The following is a 25,786-nucleotide window of genomic DNA, read 5'->3' as shown; positions in this document are numbered from 1 at the left end:
CCTCCTCAGTTGGCCGCGACGATGGTGCCGCGGCACTCGCCGAAGCCGATGCTGGCCACGCCGTCAGACACGCAGCGGGCCCGCAGGATGATCTCGTCGCCGTCCTCGAGGAACTTGCGCACCTCGCCACTGGCCAGCTGCACCGGGTGCTTGCCGCCCTCGGTGATCTCGAGCAGGCTGCCGAACGAACCCGCCGCTGCCCCCGACAAAGTGCCCGAACCGAACAGGTCGCCCGGTTGCAGCTGGCAGCCGTTGACGCTGTGGTGGGCGACCATCTGCGCCACGGTCCAGTACATGCTGCGGGTGTTGCTCAGCGTAAGGCGATGAGCCGGCAGGTTCTGCTCGCGCATGCGCGCGGTCAGCAGCAGCACTTCCAGCTCGATATCGAAGGCACCGCCGGCCTGGTCGCGCTTGTCCAGAAGGTACGACAGCGGCTGCGGGTCGCCCTCGGGGCGCGCGGGTTGGGCGCAACGGAATGGCTCCAGGGCCTCGGCGGTGACCACCCAGGGTGAGACGCTGGTGATGAAGCTCTTGGACAGGAACGGGCCTAGCGGCTGGTATTCCCAGGCCTGGATGTCCCGCGCCGACCAGTCATTGAGCAGGCAGTAGCCGGCCACGTGCTCGGCGGCGTCGCCCACCGCAATCGACTGTCCCATCTCATTGCCCTGGCCGATCCAGATACCCAGCTCCAGCTCATAGTCCAGGCGCGCGCAGGGACCGAAGCTCGGCTCGGTCTGGCCGGCCGGCAAGGTCTGACCCTTGGGGCGGCGCACGTCAGTGCCGGACGGGCGAATGGTCGAGGCGCGGCCGTGGTAGCCGATCGGCACGTACTTGTAGTTGGGCAGCAGCGGGTTGTCCGGGCGGAACAGCTTGCCGACGTTCTTGGCATGCTCGATGCCCACGTAGAAGTCGGTGTAGTCGCCGATCCTCGCCGGCAAGTGCAGTTGGCACTCGCTGGCCGGATACAGGGCGGCTTTCAGCGCATCCTGGTGCTCGCTACCCTCGCCCAGCAGTGCCAGCAGGCGCTCGCGCAGGGTCACGCGGGCGGTGCGGCCCAGGGCGAAGAAGGCGTTCAACGCGCCACCGACGGTGGCCTCGACAGCGGCCTTGGCCGCGCCATCGAACAGCCCGGCGGCCAGCACGGCTTCAAGGTCGAGGATGGCGTCGCCGATGGCCACGCCGCAACGCGGTGCCTGGCCTGGCCGGCTGAAGATGCCCAGCGGCAGGTTCTGCAGCGGGAAGTCGCGGTGCCCGTTGGCGTGCTCGACCCAGCTACGGGCAATGGCGGTGTGGTTCATCGGTTATCTCCGGTTCGGGTTGAAGGTGCTCGGCAGGGTCGCCCAGCAACTATCGTAGTCGGCCTGCAACTGCGGGCTTTCGAGGGCCTGGAGGCTCGGACGCAGCACCTGGCTGGTCTCGAACATGAAGGCCATGGTGTTGTCGATCTTGTGCGGCGCCAGCTCTGCGGCAATGGCCTTGTCGCAGGTTTCGGCATCCGGGCCATGGGCGCTCATCACCCCGTGTAACGAGGCGCCGCCGGGCAGGAAGCCTTCGGCCTTGGCATCGTAGGCGCCCTGGATCAGGCCCATGAACTCGTTCATCAGGTTGCGGTGGAACCATGGTGGACGGAAGGTGTTCTCGGCCACCATCCAACGTGGCGGGAAGATCACGAAGTCCATGTTGGCCATGCCATGCACGCTGGTCGGCGAGGTCAGCACGGTGAAGATCGATGGGTCGGGGTGGTCGAAGCTGACCGTGCCGATGGTGTTGAAACGGCGCAGGTCGTACTTGTACGGCACATTGCTGCCGTGCCAGGCGACCACATCCAACGGCGAATGCTGCAGCTCGCAGCCCCAGTGTTCGCCGAGGAACTTCTGCACCAACTGCACCGGGCCGGTGGTTTCTTCGTAGTGGGCCACCGGGGTGAGGAAATCACGCGGGTTGGCCAGGCCGTTGCTGCCGATCGGACCAAGGTCTGGAATACGCAGCGGTGCGCCATGGTTCTCGGCGAGGTAGCCACGAGCCTGGGCATCGAGCAGCTCGACACGGAACTTCATGCCCCGCGGGATCACCGCGATCTCCAGCGGCTCGACCTCGAGCACGCCCAGTTCGGTGGCGATGCGCAGACGGCCCTGCTCGGGCACCAGCAGCAGCTCGCCGTCGGCGTTGAAGAACATCCGCTCCATGGAACGGTTGGCGCGGTAGATGTAGATGCTCACGCCAGCCGGTTTTTCCGATGCCGAGTTGGCCACCATCGGCAGCCAACCGTCGATGAAATCGGTCGGTTCGGTCGGCATCGGCTGGGGGCTCCAGCGCAGGCGGTTGGGGTTGATCGGGCCCAGGGCCCCGGTCAGCGGCTGGCGCACCAGGCGCTCGAAGCGCGGGTGCAGCGCCGATGGGCGGATGCGGTACAGCCAGGTACGGCGCAGCTCGCTGCGGGTCATGGTGAACGCCGTGCCCGACAGCAGTTCGGCATACAGGCCATAGGGCGCCTTCTGCGGCGAGTTCTGCCCCACCGGCAGCGCACCGGGCAGGGCTTCGCTGGCGAATTCGTTGCCGAAGCCGCTCAGGTACTGGAGTTCTGGGGATGTAGCGCGGGTCATCGGTGCCTCCGGGCTGCTGGGAGCCGTTGCGGGCAGTTGGCTGCGTAGCCCGATCCTGAAACCGGCACCAAGGGCGGCAGCGCGTCTGCATTGTTTTTATCGTAATCAGATTACGAATAACGTAATTTGCTCCCGCGCAGGCGTCAAGCTATAAAGGCGCCACCCCACGAATTCCGTATAGAAGCCCCCCATGGCCAAAGCCAGCAGCAACACCGACAACGGCAAACAGAAGGTCCGTTCGGCGGAAGTCGGCACCGATATCCTCAAGGCCCTGGCCGAACTCTCCCCCTCCACCTCGCTGTCACGCTTGGCCGAGCATGTCGACATGCCCGCGAGCAAGGTGCACCGCTATCTGCAGGCGCTGATCGCCAGTGGCTTCGCCGAACAAGACCCGGCCACCAACCACTACGGCCTGGGGCGTGAGGCGCTGCGGGTGGGCATGGCGGCGCTGGGCAGTATCGATGTACTGAAGGTGGCGGCGCTGCCGCTGTCGCAACTGCGCGACGAACTGAACGAAAGCTGTTTCATCGCGGTATGGGGCAACCAGGGCGCGACCGTGGTGAGCATCGAGCCCGCCGTGCGCGCGGTCACGGTGGTGACCCAGATCGGCTCGGTGCTGCCACTGCTGAGCTCATCCACCGGGCTGGTGTTCGCCGCCCATTTGCCTGAGCGGGAAACCGTGGAACTGCGTGACCAGGAACTGGCCCAGTTGAACCAGACCGCCGAAGACTATGCATCGTTGCTGACGCAGATCCGTGAGCGCGGACTGCACCACGTCCACGGCCTGCTGATGCCTGGGGTTGACGCGCTGTCGGCCCCGATATTCAACGCCATGGGCCAGATCGCCGCGGTGATGACCGTGGTCGGGCCGACGTCGATCTTTCATGCCGATGAACAGGGGCCTGCGGCACAACGCCTGCTGGCGGCGGTGGAGGCCGTCAGCAGGCGGATGGGTTACCAGCCTTAGGCCGGCAGGCGATCAGGCTCACGCCCCAAGGCGATGTATGCGGTGTAGAGCAACAGTTCCTTATCGAACTTCTCGTGGAGCCCCGAAACGATTTCGCCGCCTATCTCCATGGTGATTCGTCTTTCCAGCTTGTGGGTCAGGATGAACGTCTTGAGTTTGCTGAACCAAGGCGACGATGGGCCTGGGAACAGATGCGACCAAACCTTCATGACTGGCGTGATGAGCACCGTTTGCGCCAGCGGTTTCAGTGCATCGACAATGCCCGGGAAGGCGAGCACGCCGGTCACATAGAGCTTGATTGCCTCGAAATGCTCGCCATCGCGAAGCGCCACGGCCGCCTTGTAGAAGGCGTAGACCGCATCGACGAATGCAATGGCCAGCCGCGCTGGCGGAAATGGCAATGTCACGATCTTGAGGATAGTCCACAGGTGCGAGTAGATCTGCCAGCCGATACGCGCCAGCACACCCCGGGCATTGCGTTCGGCCTCATCGAGCAGTTGCCGCAGTTGGCCACGTAGCGAAGCCCCCAGGTGGTCGATATTGCGATAGGTCCGCAACGAGAAGAGTATTCGCTCGTGCCCCTTGAAACCCGTCGGATCGTTCTCGTTGTCGTCCTCAAGGTCCCTGATCAGCGCATAGATTTTTTCCTCCTGCGCCACCGGGATATGCTTGAACATCCAATCCTGGATGTCGTCCCCCTGCCATTGCTGGGCAAAGTCCCATGCAGTCAGCAAAGACCGCCCTTGTGGACCATCGCTCAGATAGACCAACGTGCCTCGCGCCGCGTCGGACTCAAGCAGATAAGCCCCTTGCACCGGGCACCCATTGATCATCAGCTCGGCCAGATTGCAGTCCTCGATGAAGCTACCCTCGTTGAACTGCGTACACACCTTGGAAAGCCACTGGACATGTGCCGGATCCTCGAGTGATCCACGCATGATCTCGACCAGGCAATCACGTTGCATAGTCAACCCCAACAAGAACCGATGCAGCTCCAGCGCGGGGGTGTCGATTCGCTCGTCGTCCCCAAGGTAGAGGCGCTCCAGTTCGGCCTGATAGTTCTTCTGGATCGTGCGCTCGCGCATGCTGCGCTCGATCACCCTCCTGTTAAGATGCGACAGGTCCTGACCAATGGTGGAGTGAAGCCGGGCGACCCTGGGTGTGAAGAAACTCTCCCCGGACTCGATCAGCAGGCTGACCAACGCCTGCCTCTCCCCATCGCCCTGCTCGACCACGACGGTGTCGGGGTCGATCCATGGTCCCACTCCCCCTACATTGAGCAGGTCATCCGCAGCCTTGTGGAAGTACTCTTCGGCGGTGGGGATGTTCACGGTGGCCTGATATTCCAGCGCCAGCACCCGCAGTTCATGGCCAAGGTCCGTCACACGTTTCAGCTTGTCCGCGTCGGCATGGGGATACGCTTCAGGCCTGATCGCCTTGAGGTCATCCTCGATCTTCTCCTTCTTCATTACCGCCCACGTATCAACCACTTCATCCCAGCGTTTGGCCTGCGCCTCCTGCAACGCCACGGTTTGCCCAGACCAGGCAGATGGCAGACGCTGGATCAGCTGGAGTAACCTGCCCAGCTCAAGACGGTCGTCATGCAGCCCATGCTTCAACAGATAGGCGTTACCCTCGGCGGTCGCGGTCAGCTCACCCACGCCGAAGCTCAATGCCTCCAGCGAAGTGAAGAAGCGGAAGTCGCCTTTCGGTGAGCCAGGTGCGTAGAGAAGGTAACCCTCGTCGTTGTGCAGGCACAGGTGGTCGGTGAGGGCAAACTGATGATCGTCGTGCAGGATGCACACTCTCGCGACCCCCATCGCCGAGCCGGACCAGTCGTTTTCCAAGGCAGCATCGAGCAGTGCCACCCCATGCCGGTCCAGCCCTTGATAGTCGGCCGCCTGGATTGCCAGCCGTAGCTTGGCGTCCAGCGTTTCGCGCAACAGCGTGTCAGCGGTATCCCCCTGGTAAGCGTTCTCGACCATTTCGGCATAGCTCGCCTGAAGGTCCAGCGCCTGCGCCATTTGCACTAGGTGCTCCGGCGTCAACACATCCCGCAGGTCTTCACAGGTGCACACCACCGTCAGGTGATCCCCGAGATAGGCGCCGCCACATACCCACTCCAGCAAGCTGGTCGCATGCGTCTGCCCCTCGGCAACGAAGTCATGGCTGACGTGCAGTTCGATGTCCTGCGCGAAAACATCCATGACACCGGCCGCCTCGAGCCATTTGTTCATTTTCTCCAGGGCATACCCGTGAAAGTCAGTGTGCCCGGTGTGCTGCACAAGGGCCTCCTGCGCCTGGGCCAGCGCCTTGTCGAGCTCGACGATCCGCTCACGCTCCTTGTCCGACAGGTTGCGCATCCACTCCGGCATCCGCCTGCGCCGGAAGGTTTCGAGTAGATCGGCCACCGCCTTCTGGGTCCGCCCGGCCAGTGGGTACAGCGACACCGCCGCCTCGATATCACCCACTTCCTCATCCAAGGCCTGCTCGACCAGCCATGCCTGAAGCACCTGCATGTCCCGAATCAGATAGTCTTCAAATGGCTCGTCCAGTTGTTCGAATTCAAGCTCGACGGCGTCCGCGCTCGACAAAGCCTCATGTTCTTTCGGCAGCAAGTTAGCTAACCATTGCTCATCCTGCTTCAAATCCCAAAGCATCTGCTTGGCCATGTCCTGATCGACACCGAACCACTTACCCAGACCCAAGCCGTAGACCACTTTGGGCGCCTTGCTGTCCACCCCAGGCGCAAGCATCGCCACGCATCCCGGAATCCGAATGCTCAGGTCGTCCTGTGTGCGCAGCGAGACGGAAGCGATGACCGGGTTGGCCTGGTCATTGGGCAACAGTGCCTCGATGGCCAGCCTTTCAGTGCGGCGTTGCATCGCCCAGGCCTGGAGCTCAAGCGCCACATGCTGCTGAAGCTGCTGGGATAACACCTCCGACTGCTCCGACCACCACTGTTCGATTTCCTCGGGCGGCCTTGGCGCGCTGCTCAGCTGTGCCTGGAGCGCCAGCGTGCTCAAGGCCAGTGCGCCGAGCACATCGTCCTTGAATTGCAGTGCCTGCGTACCGGGGTGGCTCAGGTTGGCGGCACCGAGCATCTGCCCGGGAAAGTCAGCGGCATCGGTGATTCCGGCTAGGAAAATCGGCTCGAAGTTCATGTTCACTCTCCAATATTTGTGTAGGAGCCTGGACAATGAACAATGTGAAAGAGGGAGGGAGGAGGGAAAGCCTGACAGGCCAAAGTTCAACTAGCCTACGCTGACTGAAGAATGCTCTGGACCTACAGCCTGAAAACGGAAGGATTATCACGGTCGATGTAATAGAGAATGTCAGAAGCCGGTATTTTTCCCACAGCAACAAGTGCTTATTCTTACCTCACTGGTCGGCACGAAGTGCTCTCCCCCCCGCCTTTCGGGCCACCATGGTTCACCGACGTTGATTTTGAAGCTCCTTGATCTACGTCTCGATTGGCCGCTGCGGTTGCAGCGGCCTTTTTTATTTCTGCAAGAATCACCGGCTTTTTCATGGCCTTATGGGGGGCGGTACAAGGCCCGCTCCTTGAGCTGTGCAAAATCATCTGTAGGAGCGGCTTTAGCCGCGATTCAGGCAACGTGGTGTCTGGCCCCCGCTTCGCGGGTGATCGCGGCTCAAGCCGCTCCTACAGAGGTCGCACCCTCTCAGAGATGTTGCTTACACCAACGGGAACCGCTGCAAGTTCGCCATCATCTGCTGCAACGCCTGCAGGCTGTCCTGCGGATGCACCGCGTCTGCGAAATCGCCGATCCGCTCCCAGTTGTCCGCCACCTGTTCCGGCGTGAAGCCCTCCCGCGGATCGAAGCCCACCCCCAGGCTGCGCTCCCAACGCACTTTGCCGACCCAGCCACCACCCACCTCGAACAACTGGCCGCTGTCCTGGCACTGCTCGCTGCCCAGGTACACCACCAGCGGGCTGATCAGTTCCGGCTTGAGTTGTTCGAACACCTGGGGTGGGATCAGCCCTTCGGTCATGCGGGTCGCGCCGGTTGGCGCAATGGCGTTGACCAGGATGCCATTCTTGCTCCCCTCGATGGCCAGGGTGCGAGTCAGTCCGTAGAGCCCGAGCTTGGCCATGCCGTAGTTGGCCTGGCCGAAATTGCCGTAGATGCCCGACGTGGACGAGGTGAAGATCACCCGCCCCCAGTTCTGCGCGCGCAGGTGTGGCCAAGCGGCGTGGGTGAGCTTGTAGGCACCCTCGACATGTACGCGGTAGACCAGTTCCCAGTCGCTGTCTTCCATCTTGTGGAAGGTCTTGTCGCGCAGGATGCCGGCGTTGTTCACCAGCACATCGACCTGGCCGAAGCTGTCCAGGGCCTGCTCGACAATGCGGGCGCCATCGGTCACCGAATCATGGTTGGCCACTGCCGTGCCGCCCGCGGCGCGGATCTCTTCCACCACCCGGTCGGCCGCCGAGGCATTGGCGCCTTCGCCATGGGTGCTGCCGCCCAGGTCGTTGACCACCACCCTGGCGCCCCTTGCCGCGAACAGCAGCGCATGGGCCCGGCCCAGGCCACCACCGGCCCCCGTGACAATCACCACTCGATCTTGCAGACGTACCGGCTCGCTCATGCTCAGGGCTCCAGGCAATGGATGGATTCAACCAGTCTCCGCCTGCCATGGGCGCCGGGCAATCAAGCCCACCGTGGCGAATGCCGGGCGATAACGCCCGGCGATGTTCGTCCGGTCACGACCAGGCAACCTTCTGCGGGATGAAACTCAACGGCTGTTCACGAAACGCCAGGTAATGGCGCAACACCTGCACCGGCGCCTCGGTGTGCGGGTAATGGCCGATCCCCTGCAGCACGACGGTGTCCGGATCCGGCACCACCTGCCGGTAACGCTCGACCATGTGCATGCCCGACAACGGGTCTACCGCGCCATTGATGAAGCGTAGTGGCACGCTCGCGCGCTGCAAGGCGCTGACCCAGCGTTCACGCTGGGCCCGACGTTCGGGCAGGAAGTTGATGAGTTTGTGCAGGATGCGCGGGCCGTGATTGGCGGCGATCAGGCTCCAGTAGTCATCCAGGGCGCTCTCGCTGGGGTGCGTGCAGGGCCCGTAGACCTGGGTGACATTGCGCACCAGGTCGTCGCGCCCGAACGAGCGCCCGACCAGCCAGCCCAGGCGGCTGAGCAACAGCTTCTGGATCAGCAGCACCCGGCAGCTTTCAGGGAACAGCCCGCTGTTGAGAAACACGCAGCTGGCAATCTCCAGACGCTGCTCATGATGCCGCGCCAACAGCTCCTGGGCCACGCTGCCACCGTAGTCGTGGGCCAGCAGGTGCACCGGCTGGTCGATCTGCAGGTGAGCAAGCAGCGCCTGTTGCAGGTCGGCCTGCTCCAGCAGGCTGTAGTCGTGGTCCGGGGGCTTGGCTGAATCGCCGAAGCCCAGCATGTCGCAGGCCACCACACGGTAGCGTTGGGTGAGCGGTGCCCACAGGTAGTGCCAATCCCAGCTGGCGGTGGGGAAACCGTGAAGCAATAGCAGCGGCTCTCCTTGCCCTGCCGTCCAGTAGCGGATGCTCTGGCCTCGGAAGCTGAAACTCATGCTCCGGGTACGCCAGACGCACAGTGGTATCTCGGCCAGAGGCATCACGGTCGTCCCGGTGGGTAAGGGTCGGAATAGGGCAAGGCTGCGTTCATTGCAAGTCACCTCGGCACATGCATGTGCTCTCTATGTCGAGGCACAGTCTAGAAGCCCCTACGAAGGTGATAGGTCGCCTTGGCAGCCAGCCTGATGACCGTGCGAGTCAGTGGCACGAACGGTCACAGCAGCATGACCAGCAGTGGTGCGGCCAGCAGGTTGAGCAGGCCGGTCAGGACCATGACCAACCCGGCCACCGAACCCTCCTCGCGCCCCACTTCCTGGGCCCGGCTCACGCCCGCGCCATGGGCACCGACCCCGAATAGCGCGCCACGGGCCAGCGGCGTGCGTAACGGCAACCAGCGCAGCAGCACGCCGCCGAACAGCGCGCCCAGCACCCCGGTGAACATCACGAACACCGCAGTCAGCTCCGGCACGCCGCCCAGGTCCTGGGCCACCGGCATGGCGAATGGCGTGGTGATCGAGCGCGGCAGCAGCGACAGGCTGACCGCCTCGTCCAGCGCCAGCAGGTGCGCCAGCACCCACGAACTGCCGATTGACGCCACGCTGCCGGCCAGCATGCCCGCCAGCAGCGCCGGCCAGTGCCGGGCCAGCATGGCTCGCTGCTGCCAGATCGGCACGGCGAAGGCCACGGTCACCGGGCCCAGCACGCCCATCAGCCAATGGGTGTTGCGCGCGTATTCGGCGTAGGCGGTGTGCAGCGGCACGGCCACCGCCAGCAGCAGGGCCGGCACCAGGATCAATGGCGACAACAGATAGCGCCCGCTGCGCCGGTACAACCAGCGGCTGCCGAGATAGGCCGCCAGGGTCAGCACAAGCCAGAACACCGGCATGGGCTCAAGGCTCATGGCGCAACCTCCAGCGGCACACCAGCTCCACGGTCACCGCAGTGACCACCATCACCAGCAGGGTGCTCACAGCAATCACCAGCAGGATGCGCCAGCCTTCGCTGCGCAGCAGGCTGCCGTAGTCCAGCAGGCTCATCAGCGCCGGGATGAAGAACAACAGCATCTCGGCCATCAGCCACTTGGCGCCCAGCTGCAAGGTGGCAGGCTTGACCACGCCGGTGGCAAACAGCGCCAGCAACAGGGCCAGGCCCATCACGCCGCCAGGGATCGGCCAGGCAAGCCAGGCGGTGAGTTGGCCACCGAACAGGAACAGGGCGAGCAACACCGCCAGCTCGGCGAGCAGGCGGAGGGTTTTCTTGAGTATTTCGGCATTCATGGGCGGGGGTTCCTCGACAACGTGCCCATTGTAGAATTCGGCCACCCAGGCCAGAAGCGAATTGTTAGACTGATCGGCATTCCAAAATGGAATTGTGATCATGGAATTCAAACAACTGCGCAGTTTCATCGAGGTTGTTCATCGCGGTGGCTTCACCCAGGCGGCGAGCACCTTGCACATCAGTCAGTCGGCAGTAAGCAAGCAGGTCGCCCAGTTGGAGCAAGCCATCGGCCAGCCCTTGCTGGAGCGACAAGGCTCGCAACTGCACCTGACCGCCGCCGGGCGCATCGTCCTGCAGCGCGGCGAAGTGCTGATGCGCCAGCGCCAGGAACTGCTCAATGAACTGGACGACTTGGGCCAGCTGACCCGTGGCGAGCTGCGCCTCGGCCTGCCGTTGCTGGGCAGCGATGCCCTGTTCGCCGGACTGTTCGCCGAATACCGCCGACGTTACCCGAATATCTCCGTGCAATTGCTCGAAGGCGGCAGCCGCATGGTCGAGCAGGCGGTCAGGAACGGTGAGCTGGAGCTGGGCGGCAGCCTGACACCGAGCGATCCGGCGTTCGACTGCCAGCCGTTCTGCAACGAGGCGTTGGAAGCCTTGCTGCCGGCCGATCATGCCCTGGCGGGGCTGGCCGAGGTCGAGCTGGGGCAACTGGCCGATACGCCGTTCCTGCTGTACCAACGCAGCTTCGTGCTCAACGACCGCTTGCTCAGCGCTTGCCAGCAGGTGGGGTTCACGCCGAAGGAAGGCGGGCGCAGTGGTCAGGCGGACTTTCTCGCCGCGCTGGTGGCGGCGGGCCAGGGCGTGGTGCTGTTGCCGGCCATCGTGGCGCGGGCGCTGGAACGGCCCGGGGTGGTGCGCCTGCCGTTGCGGGCGCCGGATTACCTGAAGTGGGACATCGCCTTCATCTGGCGGCGGGGGGCGTATCTGTCACGGGCGGCGCAGGCGTGGCTGGCGTTGTTACGGGAGCCACGTTAAACATCTATTTGGCTCGCCCCCCTGTAGGAGCGGCTTCAGCCGCGATCACCCGCAAAGCGGGTACCAGGCACCGCGTTGCCTCCATCGCGGCTGAAGCCGCTCCTACAGGTGAACCGCATCAGCCCTTGAGAACGGCTACAAGCTCCGCCAACCACGGCTCGGCATCGGTCTCCGGCGTCACCGTCTCACTGGCATCGAGCCTCAGCATCGGCAGCACCTCCCGCACCCCCAACTCGGCGAACAACTCGCGCATCTGCTCGCCGCCCCCGCAATACGTATCGCCATAACTCGAATCGCCCAGGCCGATCACCGCGCCCGGCAACCCACGCCATGCTGCTGGCAGGATGTCGCGGATGGCGCTGAACAGCGGCATCAGGTTATCGGGCAACTCGCCCATACCGGTGGTCGAAGTCACGGCCAACAACGCTTCGGGGGCGAACCCCTCGAGATCCTGCAACGTGGCACGGGAAGCGTGCCAGGCTTCAAGGCCTGCCGCCTTGAGCAGGGACTCGGCGTGACGGGCGACTTCTTCGGCGGTGCCATACACCGAACCGGAAATAATGGCGACTTTCATCGGGTGAGGATTCCGAAACTGAGTGAAAACGTAGGATACTAGCATCCGACAGTGGCAAAAGGCCGCCTCCGCCAAAAGTCACAGGCACCCGTCGGATCGAAGCGCGATCCGACCAGTGGCGTGAACCAAGCCCATACACCGCTGTCCATCGCCGTGAAGAAATCGCCCATACCGATCGCCCCTTCGAGTTCGACCATGCAAGCAGACGCCCTCCTCTCCCAGGACGAGCTGGATTTCATCCAGGACATGCAGCATTCGCCGCAGTTGAACCTGGCCGACCCCATGTCGAGCCTGCTGGTCAACGGCGATCGTCGTCTCAAGGACTTGCTCACCCGCCTGGTGGCCAACGAGCAGGTCACCCTGCAGGCCAGCTTCAACAACCAGCAACTGAGCTTCCCCCTGCAATTGGTCGAGGACGAATTCCACGCCCTGCATCTGCAACTGGGTTCGCCGGACATCTACGAGGATGGCCCGATGCTGCGGCCCTGGCGCCTGTCGCTGGAGCAGCCGGCGGCGCTGGTGGACGATCACGGCCAGGCCAGCAACCTGTGGGTGCGCGATATTTCCTTCAAGGGCGTCTTGCTGGAAGTGCGCGGCGCCACCAAGGCCCCTGCGCAGTTCGCCCTGCGCTTCGCCGCCGAAGACATCCCGCCGATCGGCCTGCACGGCACGCTGCGCCGGCGCATCGGCCCACGGCTGGCCGCCTACGACCTCACCCAGACCCCGGCCGAGGAAGTCGAACGCCTGCGCGAATACATCCTCCAGGCCCACCGCAAGGCCCACCCCGAGCTGCACGCCCAGGCCAACGGCGCATTCTGACGACCACCTGGCCGCTGAAACTGACCGGTCATGATTGATCGGCGATAATCCGTGCCCGATTCTTGCAAGCACGCCTGCGCCGCCCACCACCCCGGGCCGCACGCCAAGGGGCCGGCTACCCGCCAGCCCCGTCGCCAGGAGATACACGATGTCTACCCCCGTCACCCTGATGGTGTCGCGCCGCGCCGCCCATGGCCGCTACCAGGACCTGCTGGCCTGGCTGCACGAAGGCGAGCAGCTGGCCACCGACTTCCCCGGCTATCTTGGCTCGGGCATCCTCGCGCCACCGGCCGAGGGCGATGAGTTCCAGATCATCTTCCGCTTCACCGATGAACAGACCCTGCACGCCTGGGAGCATTCAGCCTCCCGTCGCGCCTGGCTGCAACGCGGCGACGGCCTGTTCGAGCGCCCCAAAGAGAGGCGCGTCAGTGGTATCGACGACTGGTTTGGCACCAATACGGTGCAAAAACCACCACGCTGGAAGCAGGCCACGGCCATCTGGCTGGCGTTCTTCCCGGTGTCGCTGCTGTTCAACCTGCTGTTCGGCCACTGGCTGGCGCCCCTCGACCTGGTGCCCCGTGTGCTGCTCAGCACCCTGGCGCTGACGCCGTTGATGGTGTACCTGTTCATCCCGTTGTCCACCCGCCTGTTGGCGCCTTGGCTGAACGCCGCGCCTGCCACCGCCGCCGAACGTCCGCAGGGCCTGCGCAGCCGCTGAGGTCAAGGCTCGCAAGGCGGTTGAGTTCGGGTATGCTGGGGCATCACGCACGGACAGACGAACAGACCGCCCGAACATGAACAGCCCAATCCTCATCACCGGCGCCAGCCAGCGCGTCGGCCTGGCCCTGGCCCTGGAGCTGGCCCAGGCCGGCCATACGGTGGTCAGCGCCAGCCGGACCCCGCTGGCGCAGGCGGCCCACCCGAACATCCACCAGTTCCAGGCCGACCTCACCCGCGCCGAAGACCGCCAGGCCCTGATCGACCACCTGCAACGTGAATACGACGGCCTGCGCGCGATCATCCACAACGCCTCCTTGTGGCTCGACGACGGCCTGGACAACCTCGAGACCATGTTCCGCCTGCACGTCGAGGCGCCCTACCACCTCAACCTGGCCCTGGGCGAGCTGTTGAACAAGGTCGACAAGGCCGACATCATCCACATCTGCGACGAAACCTCGTCCCGTGGCAGCAAGAGCCATATCGGCTACGCCGCGACCAAGGCCGCGCTGCAGAACATGGTGCTGTCGTTCGCCGAAAAGTACGCGCCCAGGGTGCGCGTCAACGGTATCCTGCCCGGCCTGCTGATCCTCAAGGAAGGCGGCGACGAACAGTACCGCCAGCAGACGCTGAAAAAAGCCCTGCTCGAATTCGAACCCGGCGCCCGCCCGCTGATCGATGCCGTGCTGTTCCTGCTCGAAAGCCAGTACAGCACCGGCAGCCAGCTGGTCATCAACGGTGGCCGCCATCTGAAGAACCGCATGACCTGAGAGACGCCCATGACCCCGCAACAACAGCTCGAACTCGAAGCCGCCGCGTTCCGGCGCCTGGTCGACCATCTGCAAAAGCGCACCGACGTGCAGAACATCGACCTGATGAACCTCTCCGGCTTCTGCCGCAACTGCCTGTCGAAATGGCTCAAGGCCGCCGCTGACGATCGCCAGATCGAGCTGAGCCTGGACGATGCCCGCGAGCAGGTGTACGGCATGCCCTATGCCGAGTGGAAAGCCCAATACCAGAAAGAAGCCAGCGCCGAGCAACAGGCGGCGTTCGAACAAGGAAAGCCCCGTGACTGACCTGAACAGCCTGCGCAGCAGCCTCGCCAGCGGCGAACACGTCTTCGCCGATACCCTGGCGTTCATTGCCGAACACTACAGCTACCAGCCCCAGGCCTTCGACAACGGTGGGGTGCACAACGCCGCCGGGCAGAACGAAGGTTCGTGCAAGACCCTGGGCCTGGCGCTGCTGGAGGGACTCAGCGACCAGGAAGCGCTGCTGGCCTTCGGCGAGCACTACCGCAGTGTGGTCGCCACCCCCGAGGGCAGCGACCACGGCAATATCCGCGCGCTGATCAAGCACGGGTTGGCCGCTGTGAAGTTCGCCGAGCAGCCGCTGGCGCGCCTGAGCTGATGCCGCAAGGCCCGCCCCCATCGCCTTGGGAGCGGGCTTGCCCCGCGGTATAGCGCCTAGCTGATGACGCTACCGGGCACTTGAACACTCAACTGCCCTTCCCGCAGCCAGCCCAAGGCAATCGGCCATAGACTTTCACGAAACCTATCGTGAAAGAACGCGAAATGGCCGATCTCCCCCACCGAGATATCCACAGGCGCCACCCGCAGGTGCCGATGCTCGGCCTTGTGCAGATACCCCAGCAAGCGCTCGGTGGCCGCCACCGTGCCGAACGGATCGTCCGTCAGGCTGATGGCCAAGGTCGCCGCGCGCACCTGCTCGAACGGCACAGCGTCGAGCTGACGCCCGCTGGGACGCTGCTCATAGCGTGGCGTGCGGGTGCTCCAGTCACGCACCACTCCGGCCGGGGTGTCCTCCAGCCAGCCCAGGCGCTTGCCGGGAAAATAGCCGAACAGCCGGGTCAGCAAGGGCATGACCACATGCCATTTGCCGAACAGTTGCCAGCGCTGGTCCGCCGCATAGTCGCGCCAAAAAGCGAACTGCGCGCCCACCAGCACCGCGTGGCGCACCTGCGCCGCTGAAGGCGCCAACCCCAGCGCCCAGCCGCCGAAGCTGTGGCCGACCACATGCACCGGCTGCCCGGGGTGTTCGGCAGCGGCCAGTTGCAACATAGCCTCGAAATCCAGGCGGCCCCAGTCGCTCCACGACGCCTTGAAACCACGCAACGAGGCTGGGCGTGATTCGCCGATACCTCGGTAGTCGTAGGTGAGCACATCGAAGCCCTGGGCGAACAGGTAATCGGCGAACCGAGAGTAATAGCGGCAGCGCACCGAGGTGGCGGCATTGATGATCACCAGCGGGCGCTGGGCGTCGGGCTGGGCGTGGCGCCAACGAAAACCGCCGAGGCTGTAGCCATCGGCGGCGAACTGGCGAAAAGCACTGGCGGGTTGGGTGAGGCTGCTCATGGCGCGCTCCCTGCGTTGTCCGCCAACGCTAGCAAACATCCCCCCGTTTTAGCTAGGTGGTGGGCAGCGCGCCGGCCACGCTCGGCTTGCGCAGCACGGCCAGGCGCGAGCCGTCGTAGCGGGTCTCGCGGAACAGCTTCCAGCGCCCGAACAACCCGTACACGTGCATCACCCGGCCCTGCTCGTGGTAACCCATGCGCAGGTGCAGCTTCATTGCCGGCACGTTGTGGGTCTCCACCACATCCACCACCTTGTGGCAGCCTTTCGCGCGCATCGCGTTCCACAGCTCGACCTGGGCGGTCACCGACAGCTCGCTGCCAAAGTAGCGGCGGGTCATCTCGCCGCCGAACTCGAAGAATTCGCCAGGCTTCACCGGGAAGGTGCAGCCGTAGTAGTGCTTGTCGTGATAATCGACCACGCTGGCCCAGATGAACGCCACGGCATCACCCTGCTCGTCCAGGTACATGTGCCCGGTGTGCCCCTCGGCGGCCAGTTCGCGCATGGTTTGCACGCGATCGCCAAAATGGCGCGCGAAGGCATCGGCGTTGGCGCTGGTGATCTGCACCAGGGTGACGGGCGGGTGTTCCTTCAAGCTGTAGGGCGGCACCGGGCTGACCAGGTCGCGCTCCATCCACAGCAGTTCCCAGTGAAAGAACACGTAGCGCTCGAGCAAGGTCTTGCAGGTGCGCTTGAAACCCTTCTGGCGGATTCGTTCTTGTAGTTTTTGCACAACGCCCATGTCGCCTCCCCGGCCCCGACGGAATTGCCAGGCCAATAGCTGGGGTATAGATCAGGCGCGCAGCGCCCATGGCCAAGGGCCAGCCATGGATTTGTTGCAGAATATTAACAAGTCGTCGGCGGGAACCGTGCAGCCGTCATCAACGGCTGCACGATCAAGGACTTGCTTACAGCTCGATGCAGTCGAACCGTACGTCGGTCGCCACGTCTTCGTCGTAGTTGACGTCAGCGCGCTCGAAGCCGAACAGGTTGAGGAACTGCTTCTTGTAACCGGCGTAGTCGGTCAGCTCGAACAGGTTCTCGGTGGTCACCTTCGGCCACATGGCACGGCAGGCGTCCTGCACATCATCGCGCAGTTCCCAATCGTCCAGGCGCAGGCGGCCTTCGTCGTCCAGTGCAGCCGGCGCACCGTCCTCACGGTACATACGCTCACGGAACATACGGTCCAGCTGGTGCTGGGTGCCTTCGTGGATACCCTTCTCCTGCATGATCTTGAAGACCATCGACAGGTACAGCGGCATCACCGGGATGGCCGAGCTGGCCTGGGTAACCACCGACTTCAGCACCGCAACGTTGGCACTGCCACCGACTTTCTTGCTCAGGCGCTGGGCGGTTTCGTCCAGGTCCTGCTTGGCCTTACCCAGTGCGCCGTCCCAATAAATCGGCCAGGTGATGTCGGAGCCGATGTAGCTGAAGGCTACGGTACGGGCCTGTGGCGCCAGCACGCCGGCGGCGTTCAGCGCATCGATCCACAGCTCCCAGTCCTGGCCACCCATGACGGTGACGGTGTCCTGGATTTCCTGCTCGGTGGCCGGCTCGATGCTGGCCTCGATGATGGTGTCCTTGTTGGTGTCGATGGCGGTCGACTTGTACGGCTGGCCGATCGGCTTGAGTGCCGAGCGCACCAGTTCGCCGGTCTGCGGCAGCTTGCGTACCGGCGAGGCCAGCGAGTAGATGACCAGGTCGACCTGGCCGCCCATTTCGTTCTTGATCAGCTCGATGACCTTGGCGCGGGCTTCGTCGGAGAAGGCGTCACCGTTGATCGACTTGCTGTACAGGCCCTCGGCCTTGGCGAACTTGTCGAAGGCGGCGGCGTTGTACCAGCCGGCGGTACCGGCCTTGGTCTCGGTGCCCGGTTTTTCGAAGAACACGCCCAGGGTGTCGGCCTTGAAGCCGAACGCCGCGGTGATGCGCGCGGCCAGGCCGTAGCCGCTGGAGGCGCCGATCACCAGGACTTTCTTCGGACCATCCTCGCGCACGCCCAGCTTGCGGGTGGCTTCGATCTGGTCACGGACGTTGAGCTCGCAGCCCTTGGGGTGAGTCGTGGTGCAGATGAAACCGCGAACCTTGGGATGAATGATGGCCAATGTCTGTACCTCGTCAGGTTTAGGCTGGGGCAGCGCCCGGATTCGGGGCGCTGCCGTTTGATCTAGAGGGTGAGACTACCCTCGCGGGATATCCGACACATATTACGGGGTGATTCGCATTGCTGCATTGTCTGCACGCCTCCATTCGCCGGCAAAGCCGGCGCCTACAGGTACGGCGTTGATCTTGAGGCTGGCGCGGTCCTGTAGATACCGTCTTGACTCTCACCCCGCAAGAGGGATTTTGGGGTCAAACGGTATCCCCGACTTCACCACCCCGTAAACCAGGTGCAGCAGCTTGCGCATCGCCGCGCAGACGATCTGTTTGTAAGCTTTGTGCCGGCTGCTCAACCGCTCTGCCAGTTCCTTCACAACAGGGTTATGTCTGATTGAGACAGTGCCTGACATCCACAAGCCTGCACGCAGCCTTGAGGCGCCTGTACGCGAAATAGTGCTCTTACCTATGAACTATCCCGATTGCTGCACCACTGGGTTTAAGCCTGAAAACGCGACAATCGCAGAAGGGCTTTGGTATTTCAGTGGATCGCCCAGTTCGGCGAGCAGCAACGTAGCAGTGGTGTCACCCAAACCATCAATCGAGGTAATCAGCTCACGTCGCTTGCGCAGGTCTGGATCATCATCGATCGTCTGCTCGATGGCCTTCCTGGTCTTTTCCAGCTCTTCGTTGATGTGCCCGATTACGTCTTGAATCGACTGCTGTACCGCATCTAGTGCGACATCCAAACGATTCTGCTCCATCTGGCGCATTTCCTTGAGGTCGTCCAGTCGCCGCACCAGAGCACGCAAGCGGCGCTGCGCAGGGGGCTCAGGCTCCCACTGGCGAAGCGAGACAGCCTTTTGTTGGCCATAGGCAGCAATGACTTTGGCGTCAGCCTTATCTGTTTTGACGCGCCGAAGCTCCACGTCAGCGAATTTCGCAATCACCGCCGGGTTCAGAATGCACACCCGATAACCTTGGTTGTGACAGTGCTCGGCCAGCGCTTCGTGATAGATGCCTGTAGCCTCCATAACAATCCAGGCGCCTGGTTCAGCATGGCGCTCAAGCCAGTCGCTAAACTGCCTGAACCCTCCAGGATCATTGGACAGCTTGGCTTTGGTGCGCATCTTGCCATTGGGGAGCGGGATGGCAATGTCGAAAGATTTTTTGGCGACATCAACGCCAACAAAGACGGACATGATCTCCTCCTTCAAACTACGAAAGTCGATCACCCTACACTCAGTTCAACCTTGTTAATGCGTGCTCACGCCGGGGGCGGGCACTAGATACCGTTCGAACTCGTCGAGTGGGGTTGGAAGACCAGAGCGTTATCTACAGTGCGGGCTTGATGCCCTTGGAGCGGCTCTGCTTCAAGGCCTTCCCTCGATGATCAGTCGAGAACTTTCGCCTCTAGGGAGGCGAAAGTCGAGATACAAGGAGCGGCCTTGCCGAGGCGTCGGACCGGTCGGAAAGGGCCGCAAAGCGGCCCCGGCAATCTTTGTGTCAACACTGAAATCCTGGGGCTGCTGTGCAGCCCTTTCCGACCGGTCCGACGCCTCGGCAAGGCCCCTCCTACAGGGACGGCGCTGGCTGCAGGGCTTCGCGCAACCACGCCAGGAACTGCCGCGCCAGCGGATCCTCCTGGCTTTCCCAATGCACCAGGCAGCTCCACACCGGACCGCGTACGCGCTGTGCCGACAAGGGCCGCAAACGTCCCTCATCGACCATCCGCCGCCCCAGCAACTGGCTGACCAGGGCAATGCCCAGCCCCTCGCCCGCCGCCTCCAGCAGCAACCCCGGGTCGGAAAAATTCAGCCCTTTGCCCTGCTGTCCAACGTCCTCGCCGCCCTCCAGTTGCCAGTGGCTCCAGTCCATTTCGCGTTCGCCGTGCAAGGTGGTGCGCCCATCCTCGGGCAACGCTGGGTGACACGCCGGATACAACTGGTCCTGGTGCAACACGGTGAAGCTGCATTCGGCTTGCGGCCCGATATCGTCGCGAATGGCCAGGTCAATGGTCTCGGTGGCCATGTCCGGCACCTCGAAACTGGTGAACAGCCACAAATCGACGTCCGGGTGACGCTGGTGGAAATCCGCCAGGCGCGGCAACAACCAGTGGCGCGCAAAGGCCGGGGTGGTGTTGACCACCAGTTGGTTGGGCTTGCGGTACTGATCCAGCCGGCGAATGCCCACCGCCAGTTGCTGCAGCAACGCCTGGGTGGTGCTGAGCAGGTCGTGCCCGGCATCGGTCAGGCTGACGCTGCGCCCACTGCGGTGGAACAACGGTTGTTCCAGATAGCTCTCCAGGCTGCGGATCTGCTGGCTGATCGCCGACTGAGTGAGATTCAGGGCCTCGGCGGCCTTGTGGAAGCTGCCCAGGCGGGCAGCGGCTTCGAAGCCACGCAGGGCGTTTAGCGGGGGCCAGTGTTTGAGCATGCTGATAAGCCTGACTGATCAGTAATCCGCTAAATCTATCGTTTGTCGGCCCAGCTTCCTAGCCATAGCATGGACACCAACACCCGCGACGGCGGGCTTCGTTGATAAAAATCCCTAATAGATCGGAGTTCACTATGACCCTGTCCCTCGACAGCGGCTGGCGCATGCCCGCCGAATGGGCCCGCCACGCCGCCACCTGGATGATCTGGCCGCACAACCAAGGGTTGTGGGAGTCGGGCTGGGGCGTGACCCTGGCCGATGTGCAGCGCGACTATGCCCGCGTGGCCGCCGCCATCGCCCGCTTCGAGCCGGTGAAGATGGTGGTCGACCCCTCGGCCATGACCATCGCCCGTCAGCTGTGCGGCCCCGGTATCGAGCTGATCGAGCTGGCCGTGGACGACAGCTGGTGCCGCGACAGCGGGCCAACCTTCCTGACCCACCCGCAACACGGCGTGGCCGGCCTGAGCTGGCGCTTCAACGCCTGGGGCGGCAAGTCCGAGCACGGCCAAGACCGCAGCCTGGCGCGGCGCATCCTCGATCACCTCGGCCTCGAAGGCCTGAGCACCCCGCTGTGCAACGAGGGCGGCGCGATCCATGTCGACGGCGAAGGCACGCTGATCACCACCGAGTCGGTGCTGCTCAACCCCAACCGCAACCCGGGCCTGAGCAAGGCCGATTTCGAGGACTGTTTCGCCCGCCTGCTGGGCATCCGCAAGACCATCTGGCTGCCGGGCGACCCGCAGTATGTCACCGGTGACATGACCGACGGCCATGTCGATGGCGTGTGCGCCTTCGCCCGCCCCGGCGTGCTGCTGGTGGACGCCACCCATGATCACGGCTCGGTGTACGCCGAAGTGGTACGTGAGAACCGCCGCGCCCTGGAACTGGCCAGCGATGCTCAGGGTCGCTCGTTCGAACTGCTCGACCTGTACGAGGCCACGGCGGCGGTCGACACCGAAGCCGAGGTGTTCTGCGCCTCCTATACCAATTTCTACCTGGCCAACGACGCGGTGATCATGCCCGCCTACGGCATCGACGCCGACCAGGCCGCCGCGCAGCAGTTAGCCCTGGCCTTCCCTGGCCGCGAGATCGTGCCGGTGCGTATCGACCACATCGCCCACGGCGGCGGCGGCATCCACTGCATCACCCAGCAGCAGCCCGCCTGGCAGGGAGCACGCCCATGAGCATCCTGCGTATCGCCACCACGCAGATGGCCTGCAGTTGGGACCTGTCCGCCAACCTCGAACGTGCCGAGCAACTGGTGCGCCGGGCCGCCGCCCAGGGCGCCCAGGTGATCCTGCTGCAGGAGCTGTTCGCCACCCCGTACTTCTGCATCGAGCAGTGCCACAGCCACCAGGCCCTGGCCCAGGATTACCACGACAGCCCGCTGCTCAAGCGCTTCGCCGCCCTGGCCAAGGAGCTGGGCGTGGTGCTGCCGCTGAGCTGGTACGAGCGCGCCGGCAACGCCTTCTTCAACTCGCTGACCGTGGCCGACGCCGACGGTCGCCTGCTGGGGGTGTACCGCAAGGCCCACATCCCCAACGCCATCGGCTACCAGGAGAAGGAGTACTTCAGCCCCGGCGACACCGGCTTCAAGGTCTGGGACACCGCCTTCGGCCGCCTGGGCATCGGCATCTGCTGGGACCAGTGGTTCCCCGAGACCGCCCGCTGCCTGGCGCTGATGGGCGCCGAGGTGCTGTTGTTCCCCACCGCCATCGGCTCCGAACCGGGCGCGGCGGAACTGGACTCACGCGACCATTGGCAGATGGCCATGCGCGGTCATGCCGCCGCCAACCTGCTGCCGGTGGTGGCCGCCAACCGGGTCGGCCACGAAGTGGCGCGTACCGACGACAGCCTGTCGATGCGCTTCTACGGCTCGTCGTTCATCTGCGACCACAAGGGCGCCCTGCTGCAGGAAGCCGACCGCGACAGCAGCGGCGTCTGGCTGCACGACCTGGACCTGGCACGCATGCGCGAAGACCGCCTGACCTGGGGCATCTACCGCGACCGCCGCCCCGACCTGTATGCGCCGCTGATGACCCTCGACGGCCGTACCCCACAGACCGCGAGGGCCTGAGCATGCCAAGCCGTCCATCGAAACTGCTGGCCATCGCCGCCCTGCTGGCCTGCGCCGGCATCGCCCAGGCCGAGCAGGATGCCCTGCGCCTGTACAACTGGGCCGACTATTTTGCCGAGGACACCCTCAAGCGTTTCACCGCCGAAACCGGCATCCCGGTGATCTACGACGTCATGGACGGCAGCGAGGTGCTCGAGGCCAAGCTGATGTCCGGGCGCAGCGGCTACGACCTGATCTTCCCCGGCGACACGGTCGCCGAGCGGTTGATGCGCGCCGGCAGCCTGCAACCCCTGGACCGCCAGCAATTGACCGCCCTCGACGACATCGAGCCCGGCCTGCGCCAGCTGCACGACCGCTACCCCAAGGCCAGCCAGGCCACCGTGCCCTACACCTGGGGCACCATCGGCCTGACCATGGACGCGGCAAAGATCCGCGAACGCCTGCCCGACGCGCCGCTGGACAGCCTCGACCTGCTGTTCAAGCCGGAGTTGGCGGCCAAGTTCGCCGACTGCGGCATCTCGATCATCGACTCGCCCGACGAAGTGCTGGCCGTGGTGCTCCACTACCTGGGCCGCGACCCACGCAGCGCCAAGCGCGACGACCTGGCCGCCGCCAGCGCGCTGCTCAAGGGCATCCGCCCCCATGTGCGCAAGTTGCAATCGCAGCCGGTCACCGAGCTGGTCAACGGCAACACCTGCCTGTCGCTGGGCTACAGCGGCGACGTGATCCAGGCCCAGCGCACCGCCGAAGCCGCGGGCAAGGCCATCGACTTCCAGTACCGGGTACCGCGTGAAGGCACCACGGTGTGGATGGACACCATGGCCATCCCCGCCGACGCCAAGCACCCGGAATACGCCTATCGTTTCATCAACTTCGTCATGCGCCCGGAAAACATGGCCGCGATCAGCAACTTCACCGGCTACCCCACCGCCAGCGCCAAGGCCCGCCCCCTGGTGGACGCGCGCCTGCGCGACAACCCGGACATCTACCTCGACGATGCCACCTACACCCGGCTGATCCCGGGCAAGGACATCCCCCAGGCCGACATGCGTGCGCGCATGCGCGTCTGGACCCGCTTCAAGACCGCACAGGACTGACCCCATGCCAACACGCCGCACCTTCCTTCAACAAATGAGCGTGGTCGCCGGCCTCGGCGCCGCCGCCAGCTTCGGCCTGCCGTTGGCCGGTAACAGCGCCCGCGCCGCCGAGGCGGGCCGCTGGTTCATGCCCGACGAAGGTGAAAAGCACGCGCGCGCCTACATCGCCTTCGGAGCCCAGGATGCGATCTGGGAAGACTTCACCGAAGACGTCCAGGTCGCGCTCGGGCGCATTGCCCGGGCCATCGCCGCCTACCAGCCGGTGACGGTGTTCTGCCGCGCCAGCGAGCGCGATATCGCCGAGCAAGAGTGCGGCAGCCACAACATCACCTTCGTCGAGACCGAGCTGGACGACATCTGGATGCGCGACATCGGTGCCAACTTCGTGGTCGACGACGCTGGCGAGCTGGCGGCGGTGGACTTCAACTTCAACGGCTGGGGCGGCAAGCAGCAGCACCGCCAGGACGCCAAGATAGCCGCCCGCGTGGCCAAGCTGGCCGGGGGTGGCTACCAGCGCAGCGAGCTGGTCGGCGAAGGCGGCGGCATCGAGGTGGACGGCCATGGCACCGGGATCATGACCGAGAGCAGCTGGATCAACAGCAACCGCAACCCCGGCTGGAGCAAGGCCCAGGTCGAGGCGGAGCTGAAAGAACGCCTTGGATTGCGCAAGATCATCTGGTTGCCGGGCATCAAGGGCAAGGACATCACCGACGCCCACGTGGACTTCTACGCGCGCTTCGCGGCGCCCGGGGTGGTGGTGGCGAATCTGGACAACGACCCAGACTCCTACGACCACGACGTGACCCGCAAACACCTGGAGATCCTGCGCAGCGCCACCGACGCCGACGGGCGCACCCTGGAGATCCACACGATGTCACCACCCTTGAAGCCGCGCAGCAACAAGTTCAGCAAGGGCAACCCGGACTTTGCCGCGGGGTACATCAACTACTTCGTGATCAATGGCGCGGTGATCGCCCCGCAGTTCGGTGATCGCAGTGCCGATGAGAAGGCCCGGGCCTTGCTGGTGAAGCTGTATCCGGGGCGCGATGTGGTGCAGTTGGACATCGATGCGATCGCGGCGGGAGGGGGTGGGATTCACTGCGTGACCAACCAGTGCCCGGCGGTGTGACCCCTCACCTGGTGGTTTAGCGCGGAACCTGTGGGAGCAACTGTCTTGCTCAATTTCTAGAATCTGGCGGGATAAGTGCGGGAGCGGGCTTGCCCGCGAACACGGGCGAAGCCCGTGCCATCCACCACGGTGTCGGCTTCGCGGGTAAACCCGCTCCCACAGGTCCCGGCTAAAACGACCGAGTCGTGAAAGGGCCGCAAAGCGGCCCCACTTTCACGGCTCGTCAGACGACCGCCGCCGCCCCGTCACCATCGACAACGGCAGGTTCTCGCGCAACCGCACACTCTCCACCAGCGCCGCCAGCAGGTGCACGCAGACCAGCGCCAGCACCCCGTCGGCCAGCCAGCTGTGCAAGGTACCCAGCCACTCGGCGCCCCACAGCGCATCCACCTCCAGCATCATCCAGCCGGTCAAGCCCAGGCTGGCGATGCCCAGCATCATCAGCAGCATCACCAGCGCGCCGATCGGTGTATGCCCCAGGCGGTGATAACGCTCGCCACGCCACAGCGCCCGGCCGTGACTCATCAACCGCGCCGGCGTCGGCCAAAAATCCGCCCAGCGCGCGCTGCGCGGCCCGACGAAGCCCCACACCACGCGCAACAGCAGGCACGCGCAGGCGTAGTAACCCAGCCACTGGTGCCAGTCGTCACCCACCTCGTTGAAAAAGTAATCGGCGAAGAACACCCCAGCGAACGACCAGTGGCACACCCGCAGCAACGGGTCCCACAGCCGCACGCTGGCGGTCATTTATGGATCTCGGTCTTGATCGCCTTGCCGCTGACCGGATCGTGGTAGATCTCGACCTTGCGGCCGTCCTTGTCGAAACCATAGATCTCGTAGCAGTTACCCTTGGTGACCTTGAACTTGTTGATCTTGTAACCCTCGTCCTTGAGCTTGGCCTGGAACTGGTCGGCGTCCTGCCAGGTGGCCTTGTCGGCGGTCGTGCATTTCGGCTCGGAGGCAAAGGCCGCGGTACTGGCGAGCAGCAGGGCCGGGAGGATCAGGGATCGACGCATGATCAGGACTCCTTGCGGGTTGGGGAACGGCT

General features: G+C 64.2%; 27 protein-coding genes. 11 read left to right on the top strand and 16 right to left on the bottom strand.

Features of this window, described 5'->3' with window-relative positions; translation table 11 throughout:
• Positions 1-5: 5 nt before the first annotated feature.
• Together fahA and hmgA are read right to left on the bottom strand one after the other, a co-directional pair.
• Complete coding sequence (gene fahA, locus HU772_RS04115) at positions 6-1,298, bottom strand: fumarylacetoacetase (protein ID WP_186660160.1); 1,293 nt, start codon at positions 1,296-1,298, stop codon at positions 6-8.
• A 3-nt stretch (positions 1,299-1,301) separates the two neighbouring features.
• The gene (hmgA, locus tag HU772_RS04110) at positions 1,302-2,603 is read right to left on the bottom strand and encodes a homogentisate 1,2-dioxygenase (protein WP_186660158.1); all 1,302 of its coding nucleotides are present in this window, start codon (positions 2,601-2,603) and stop codon (positions 1,302-1,304) included.
• Positions 2,604-2,793: 190 nt separating this feature from the next.
• On the opposite strand from hmgA, the gene HU772_RS04105 reads away from it, so the two are divergent.
• Positions 2,794-3,570 carry an IclR family transcriptional regulator gene (locus HU772_RS04105; protein WP_186660156.1) on the top strand — a complete coding sequence of 259 codons (777 nt, stop codon included), beginning with the start codon at positions 2,794-2,796 and terminating at the stop codon, positions 3,568-3,570.
• Here HU772_RS04105 and HU772_RS04100 read toward each other — a convergent pair.
• From HU772_RS04100 to HU772_RS04080, 5 genes are all read right to left on the bottom strand, one after another.
• On the bottom strand, positions 3,567-6,734 hold the full coding sequence (locus HU772_RS04100; RefSeq protein ID WP_186660155.1) for a dermonecrotic toxin domain-containing protein: 3,168 nt from the start codon (positions 6,732-6,734) through the stop codon (positions 3,567-3,569). The genes HU772_RS04105 and HU772_RS04100 overlap by 4 nt on opposite strands.
• A 532-nt stretch (positions 6,735-7,266) precedes the next feature.
• Positions 7,267-8,181 carry an SDR family oxidoreductase gene (locus tag HU772_RS04095; protein WP_186660154.1) on the bottom strand — a complete coding sequence of 305 codons (915 nt, stop codon included), beginning with the start codon at positions 8,179-8,181 and terminating at the stop codon, positions 7,267-7,269.
• 115 nt (positions 8,182-8,296) lie between these two features.
• Entirely contained in the window at positions 8,297-9,202 is a 906-nt protein-coding gene (locus HU772_RS04090) for an alpha/beta fold hydrolase (protein WP_186660153.1), read from the bottom strand.
• A gap of 173 nt (positions 9,203-9,375) precedes the next feature.
• Complete coding sequence (locus tag HU772_RS04085) at positions 9,376-10,062, bottom strand: LrgB family protein (protein WP_186660151.1); 687 nt, start codon at positions 10,060-10,062, stop codon at positions 9,376-9,378.
• On the bottom strand, positions 10,052-10,438 hold the full coding sequence (locus HU772_RS04080) for a CidA/LrgA family protein (RefSeq protein ID WP_186660150.1): 387 nt from the start codon (positions 10,436-10,438) through the stop codon (positions 10,052-10,054). Before HU772_RS04080 ends, HU772_RS04085 begins: the two co-directional genes overlap by 11 nt.
• A gap of 100 nt (positions 10,439-10,538) precedes the next feature.
• On the opposite strand from HU772_RS04080, the gene HU772_RS04075 reads away from it, so the two are divergent.
• The gene (locus tag HU772_RS04075) at positions 10,539-11,417 is read left to right on the top strand and encodes a LysR family transcriptional regulator (RefSeq protein WP_186660148.1); all 879 of its coding nucleotides are present in this window, start codon (positions 10,539-10,541) and stop codon (positions 11,415-11,417) included.
• 118 nt (positions 11,418-11,535) lie between these two features.
• Here HU772_RS04075 and HU772_RS04070 read toward each other — a convergent pair whose 3' ends face one another.
• Positions 11,536-11,991, bottom strand: coding sequence for a flavodoxin (locus HU772_RS04070; RefSeq protein ID WP_186660147.1), 456 nt, complete (start codon positions 11,989-11,991; stop codon positions 11,536-11,538).
• A 195-nt stretch (positions 11,992-12,186) separates the two neighbouring features.
• On the opposite strand from HU772_RS04070, the gene HU772_RS04065 reads away from it, so the two are divergent.
• From HU772_RS04065 to HU772_RS04045, 5 genes are all read left to right on the top strand, one after another.
• Entirely contained in the window at positions 12,187-12,810 is a 624-nt protein-coding gene (locus HU772_RS04065) for a hypothetical protein (protein WP_186660146.1), read from the top strand.
• Positions 12,811-12,958: 148 nt separating this feature from the next.
• Positions 12,959-13,528, top strand: coding sequence for a putative antibiotic biosynthesis monooxygenase (locus tag HU772_RS04060; protein WP_186660145.1), 570 nt, complete (start codon positions 12,959-12,961; stop codon positions 13,526-13,528).
• Positions 13,529-13,604: 76 nt separating this feature from the next.
• A complete protein-coding gene (folM, locus tag HU772_RS04055) occupies positions 13,605-14,297 on the top strand; it encodes a dihydromonapterin reductase (RefSeq protein WP_186660144.1) in 693 nt (230 codons plus the stop codon).
• A gap of 9 nt (positions 14,298-14,306) precedes the next feature.
• The gene (locus HU772_RS04050) at positions 14,307-14,603 is read left to right on the top strand and encodes a DUF1244 domain-containing protein (protein WP_028689851.1); all 297 of its coding nucleotides are present in this window, start codon (positions 14,307-14,309) and stop codon (positions 14,601-14,603) included.
• A complete protein-coding gene (locus tag HU772_RS04045; protein ID WP_186660143.1) occupies positions 14,596-14,937 on the top strand; it encodes a HopJ type III effector protein in 342 nt (113 codons plus the stop codon). Before HU772_RS04050 ends, HU772_RS04045 begins: the two co-directional genes overlap by 8 nt.
• 56 nt (positions 14,938-14,993) lie before the next feature.
• Here HU772_RS04045 and HU772_RS04040 read toward each other — a convergent pair whose 3' ends face one another.
• The 6 genes from HU772_RS04040 to HU772_RS04020 form a co-directional block, all read right to left on the bottom strand.
• Positions 14,994-15,902: an alpha/beta hydrolase family protein gene (locus tag HU772_RS04040; RefSeq protein WP_186660142.1), complete on the bottom strand. Its 909-nt coding sequence runs from the start codon at positions 15,900-15,902 to the stop codon at positions 14,994-14,996.
• Between the two features lie 52 nt (positions 15,903-15,954).
• Positions 15,955-16,641: a GNAT family protein gene (locus HU772_RS04035; protein ID WP_186660141.1), complete on the bottom strand. Its 687-nt coding sequence runs from the start codon at positions 16,639-16,641 to the stop codon at positions 15,955-15,957.
• 166 nt (positions 16,642-16,807) lie between these two features.
• Complete coding sequence (fabV, locus tag HU772_RS04030; protein ID WP_186660139.1) at positions 16,808-18,007, bottom strand: enoyl-ACP reductase FabV; 1,200 nt, start codon at positions 18,005-18,007, stop codon at positions 16,808-16,810.
• Positions 18,008-18,229: 222 nt separating this feature from the next.
• Positions 18,230-18,412 (bottom strand): hypothetical protein, encoded by a 183-nt coding sequence (locus tag HU772_RS24920; protein ID WP_225923071.1) that lies wholly within the window; start codon positions 18,410-18,412, stop codon positions 18,230-18,232.
• 60 nt (positions 18,413-18,472) lie between these two features.
• Positions 18,473-19,201, bottom strand: a complete 729-nt coding sequence (locus HU772_RS04025) for an IS110 family RNA-guided transposase (protein WP_225923072.1) — start codon at positions 19,199-19,201, stop codon at positions 18,473-18,475.
• Between the two features lie 373 nt (positions 19,202-19,574).
• Positions 19,575-20,435: a LysR substrate-binding domain-containing protein gene (locus HU772_RS04020; RefSeq protein ID WP_186662586.1), complete on the bottom strand. Its 861-nt coding sequence runs from the start codon at positions 20,433-20,435 to the stop codon at positions 19,575-19,577.
• A 134-nt stretch (positions 20,436-20,569) separates the two neighbouring features.
• Here HU772_RS04020 and HU772_RS04015 point away from each other — a divergent pair, with 134 nt between their 5' ends.
• The 4 genes from HU772_RS04015 to HU772_RS04000 are packed head-to-tail and all read left to right on the top strand — an operon-like array spanning position 20,570 to position 24,738.
• Positions 20,570-21,619 carry an agmatine deiminase family protein gene (locus HU772_RS04015; protein WP_186662587.1) on the top strand — a complete coding sequence of 350 codons (1,050 nt, stop codon included), beginning with the start codon at positions 20,570-20,572 and terminating at the stop codon, positions 21,617-21,619.
• Positions 21,616-22,512: an N-carbamoylputrescine amidase gene (aguB, locus tag HU772_RS04010; RefSeq protein WP_186662588.1), complete on the top strand. Its 897-nt coding sequence runs from the start codon at positions 21,616-21,618 to the stop codon at positions 22,510-22,512. The genes HU772_RS04015 and aguB overlap by 4 nt, the downstream gene beginning before the upstream one ends.
• A 2-nt stretch (positions 22,513-22,514) precedes the next feature.
• Positions 22,515-23,609 (top strand): extracellular solute-binding protein, encoded by a 1,095-nt coding sequence (locus HU772_RS04005; protein WP_186662589.1) that lies wholly within the window; start codon positions 22,515-22,517, stop codon positions 23,607-23,609.
• Positions 23,610-23,613: 4 nt separating this feature from the next.
• Complete coding sequence (locus HU772_RS04000) at positions 23,614-24,738, top strand: agmatine deiminase family protein (RefSeq protein WP_186662590.1); 1,125 nt, start codon at positions 23,614-23,616, stop codon at positions 24,736-24,738.
• Between the two features lie 213 nt (positions 24,739-24,951).
• Here the strand turns inward: HU772_RS04000 and HU772_RS03995 are convergent, their stop codons facing one another.
• Positions 24,952-25,485 (bottom strand): cytochrome b/b6 domain-containing protein, encoded by a 534-nt coding sequence (locus HU772_RS03995; protein ID WP_186662591.1) that lies wholly within the window; start codon positions 25,483-25,485, stop codon positions 24,952-24,954.
• Positions 25,482-25,754 carry a PepSY domain-containing protein gene (locus HU772_RS03990; protein WP_186662592.1) on the bottom strand — a complete coding sequence of 91 codons (273 nt, stop codon included), beginning with the start codon at positions 25,752-25,754 and terminating at the stop codon, positions 25,482-25,484. Before HU772_RS03990 ends, HU772_RS03995 begins: the two co-directional genes overlap by 4 nt.
• Positions 25,755-25,786 lie beyond the last annotated feature (32 nt).

Origin of the sequence: Pseudomonas xantholysinigenes (genome assembly GCF_014268885.2) — a bacterium.
Taxonomy (GTDB): Bacteria; Pseudomonadota; Gammaproteobacteria; order Pseudomonadales; family Pseudomonadaceae; genus Aquipseudomonas; species Aquipseudomonas xantholysinigenes.
This window is presented reverse-complemented; position numbering and strand designations above follow the sequence as displayed.

Bases quoted from the DNA above. Each gene is read 5' to 3' on its own strand.
- fahA (WP_186660160.1), bottom strand. From the start codon at position 1,298: ATGAACCACACCGCCATTGCCCGTAGCTGGGTCGAGCACGCCAACGGG.
- hmgA (WP_186660158.1), bottom strand. From the start codon at position 2,603: ATGACCCGCGCTACATCCCCAGAACTCCAGTACCTGAGCGGCTTCGGC.
- HU772_RS04105 (WP_186660156.1), top strand. From the start codon at position 2,794: ATGGCCAAAGCCAGCAGCAACACCGACAACGGCAAACAGAAGGTCCGT.
- HU772_RS04100 (WP_186660155.1), bottom strand. From the start codon at position 6,734: ATGAACTTCGAGCCGATTTTCCTAGCCGGAATCACCGATGCCGCTGAC.
- HU772_RS04095 (WP_186660154.1), bottom strand. From the start codon at position 8,181: ATGAGCGAGCCGGTACGTCTGCAAGATCGAGTGGTGATTGTCACGGGG.
- HU772_RS04090 (WP_186660153.1), bottom strand. From the start codon at position 9,202: ATGCCTCTGGCCGAGATACCACTGTGCGTCTGGCGTACCCGGAGCATG.
- HU772_RS04085 (WP_186660151.1), bottom strand. From the start codon at position 10,062: ATGAGCCTTGAGCCCATGCCGGTGTTCTGGCTTGTGCTGACCCTGGCG.
- HU772_RS04080 (WP_186660150.1), bottom strand. From the start codon at position 10,438: ATGAATGCCGAAATACTCAAGAAAACCCTCCGCCTGCTCGCCGAGCTG.
- HU772_RS04075 (WP_186660148.1), top strand. From the start codon at position 10,539: ATGGAATTCAAACAACTGCGCAGTTTCATCGAGGTTGTTCATCGCGGT.
- HU772_RS04070 (WP_186660147.1), bottom strand. From the start codon at position 11,991: ATGAAAGTCGCCATTATTTCCGGTTCGGTGTATGGCACCGCCGAAGAA.
- HU772_RS04065 (WP_186660146.1), top strand. From the start codon at position 12,187: ATGCAAGCAGACGCCCTCCTCTCCCAGGACGAGCTGGATTTCATCCAG.
- HU772_RS04060 (WP_186660145.1), top strand. From the start codon at position 12,959: ATGTCTACCCCCGTCACCCTGATGGTGTCGCGCCGCGCCGCCCATGGC.
- folM (WP_186660144.1), top strand. From the start codon at position 13,605: ATGAACAGCCCAATCCTCATCACCGGCGCCAGCCAGCGCGTCGGCCTG.
- HU772_RS04050 (WP_028689851.1), top strand. From the start codon at position 14,307: ATGACCCCGCAACAACAGCTCGAACTCGAAGCCGCCGCGTTCCGGCGC.
- HU772_RS04040 (WP_186660142.1), bottom strand. From the start codon at position 15,902: ATGAGCAGCCTCACCCAACCCGCCAGTGCTTTTCGCCAGTTCGCCGCC.
- HU772_RS04035 (WP_186660141.1), bottom strand. From the start codon at position 16,641: ATGGGCGTTGTGCAAAAACTACAAGAACGAATCCGCCAGAAGGGTTTC.
- HU772_RS24920 (WP_225923071.1), bottom strand. From the start codon at position 18,412: ATGTCAGGCACTGTCTCAATCAGACATAACCCTGTTGTGAAGGAACTG.
- HU772_RS04025 (WP_225923072.1), bottom strand. From the start codon at position 19,201: ATGTCCGTCTTTGTTGGCGTTGATGTCGCCAAAAAATCTTTCGACATT.
- HU772_RS04020 (WP_186662586.1), bottom strand. From the start codon at position 20,435: ATGCTCAAACACTGGCCCCCGCTAAACGCCCTGCGTGGCTTCGAAGCC.
- HU772_RS04015 (WP_186662587.1), top strand. From the start codon at position 20,570: ATGACCCTGTCCCTCGACAGCGGCTGGCGCATGCCCGCCGAATGGGCC.
- aguB (WP_186662588.1), top strand. From the start codon at position 21,616: ATGAGCATCCTGCGTATCGCCACCACGCAGATGGCCTGCAGTTGGGAC.
- HU772_RS04005 (WP_186662589.1), top strand. From the start codon at position 22,515: ATGCCAAGCCGTCCATCGAAACTGCTGGCCATCGCCGCCCTGCTGGCC.
- HU772_RS04000 (WP_186662590.1), top strand. From the start codon at position 23,614: ATGCCAACACGCCGCACCTTCCTTCAACAAATGAGCGTGGTCGCCGGC.
- HU772_RS03995 (WP_186662591.1), bottom strand. From the start codon at position 25,485: ATGACCGCCAGCGTGCGGCTGTGGGACCCGTTGCTGCGGGTGTGCCAC.
- HU772_RS03990 (WP_186662592.1), bottom strand. From the start codon at position 25,754: ATGCGTCGATCCCTGATCCTCCCGGCCCTGCTGCTCGCCAGTACCGCG.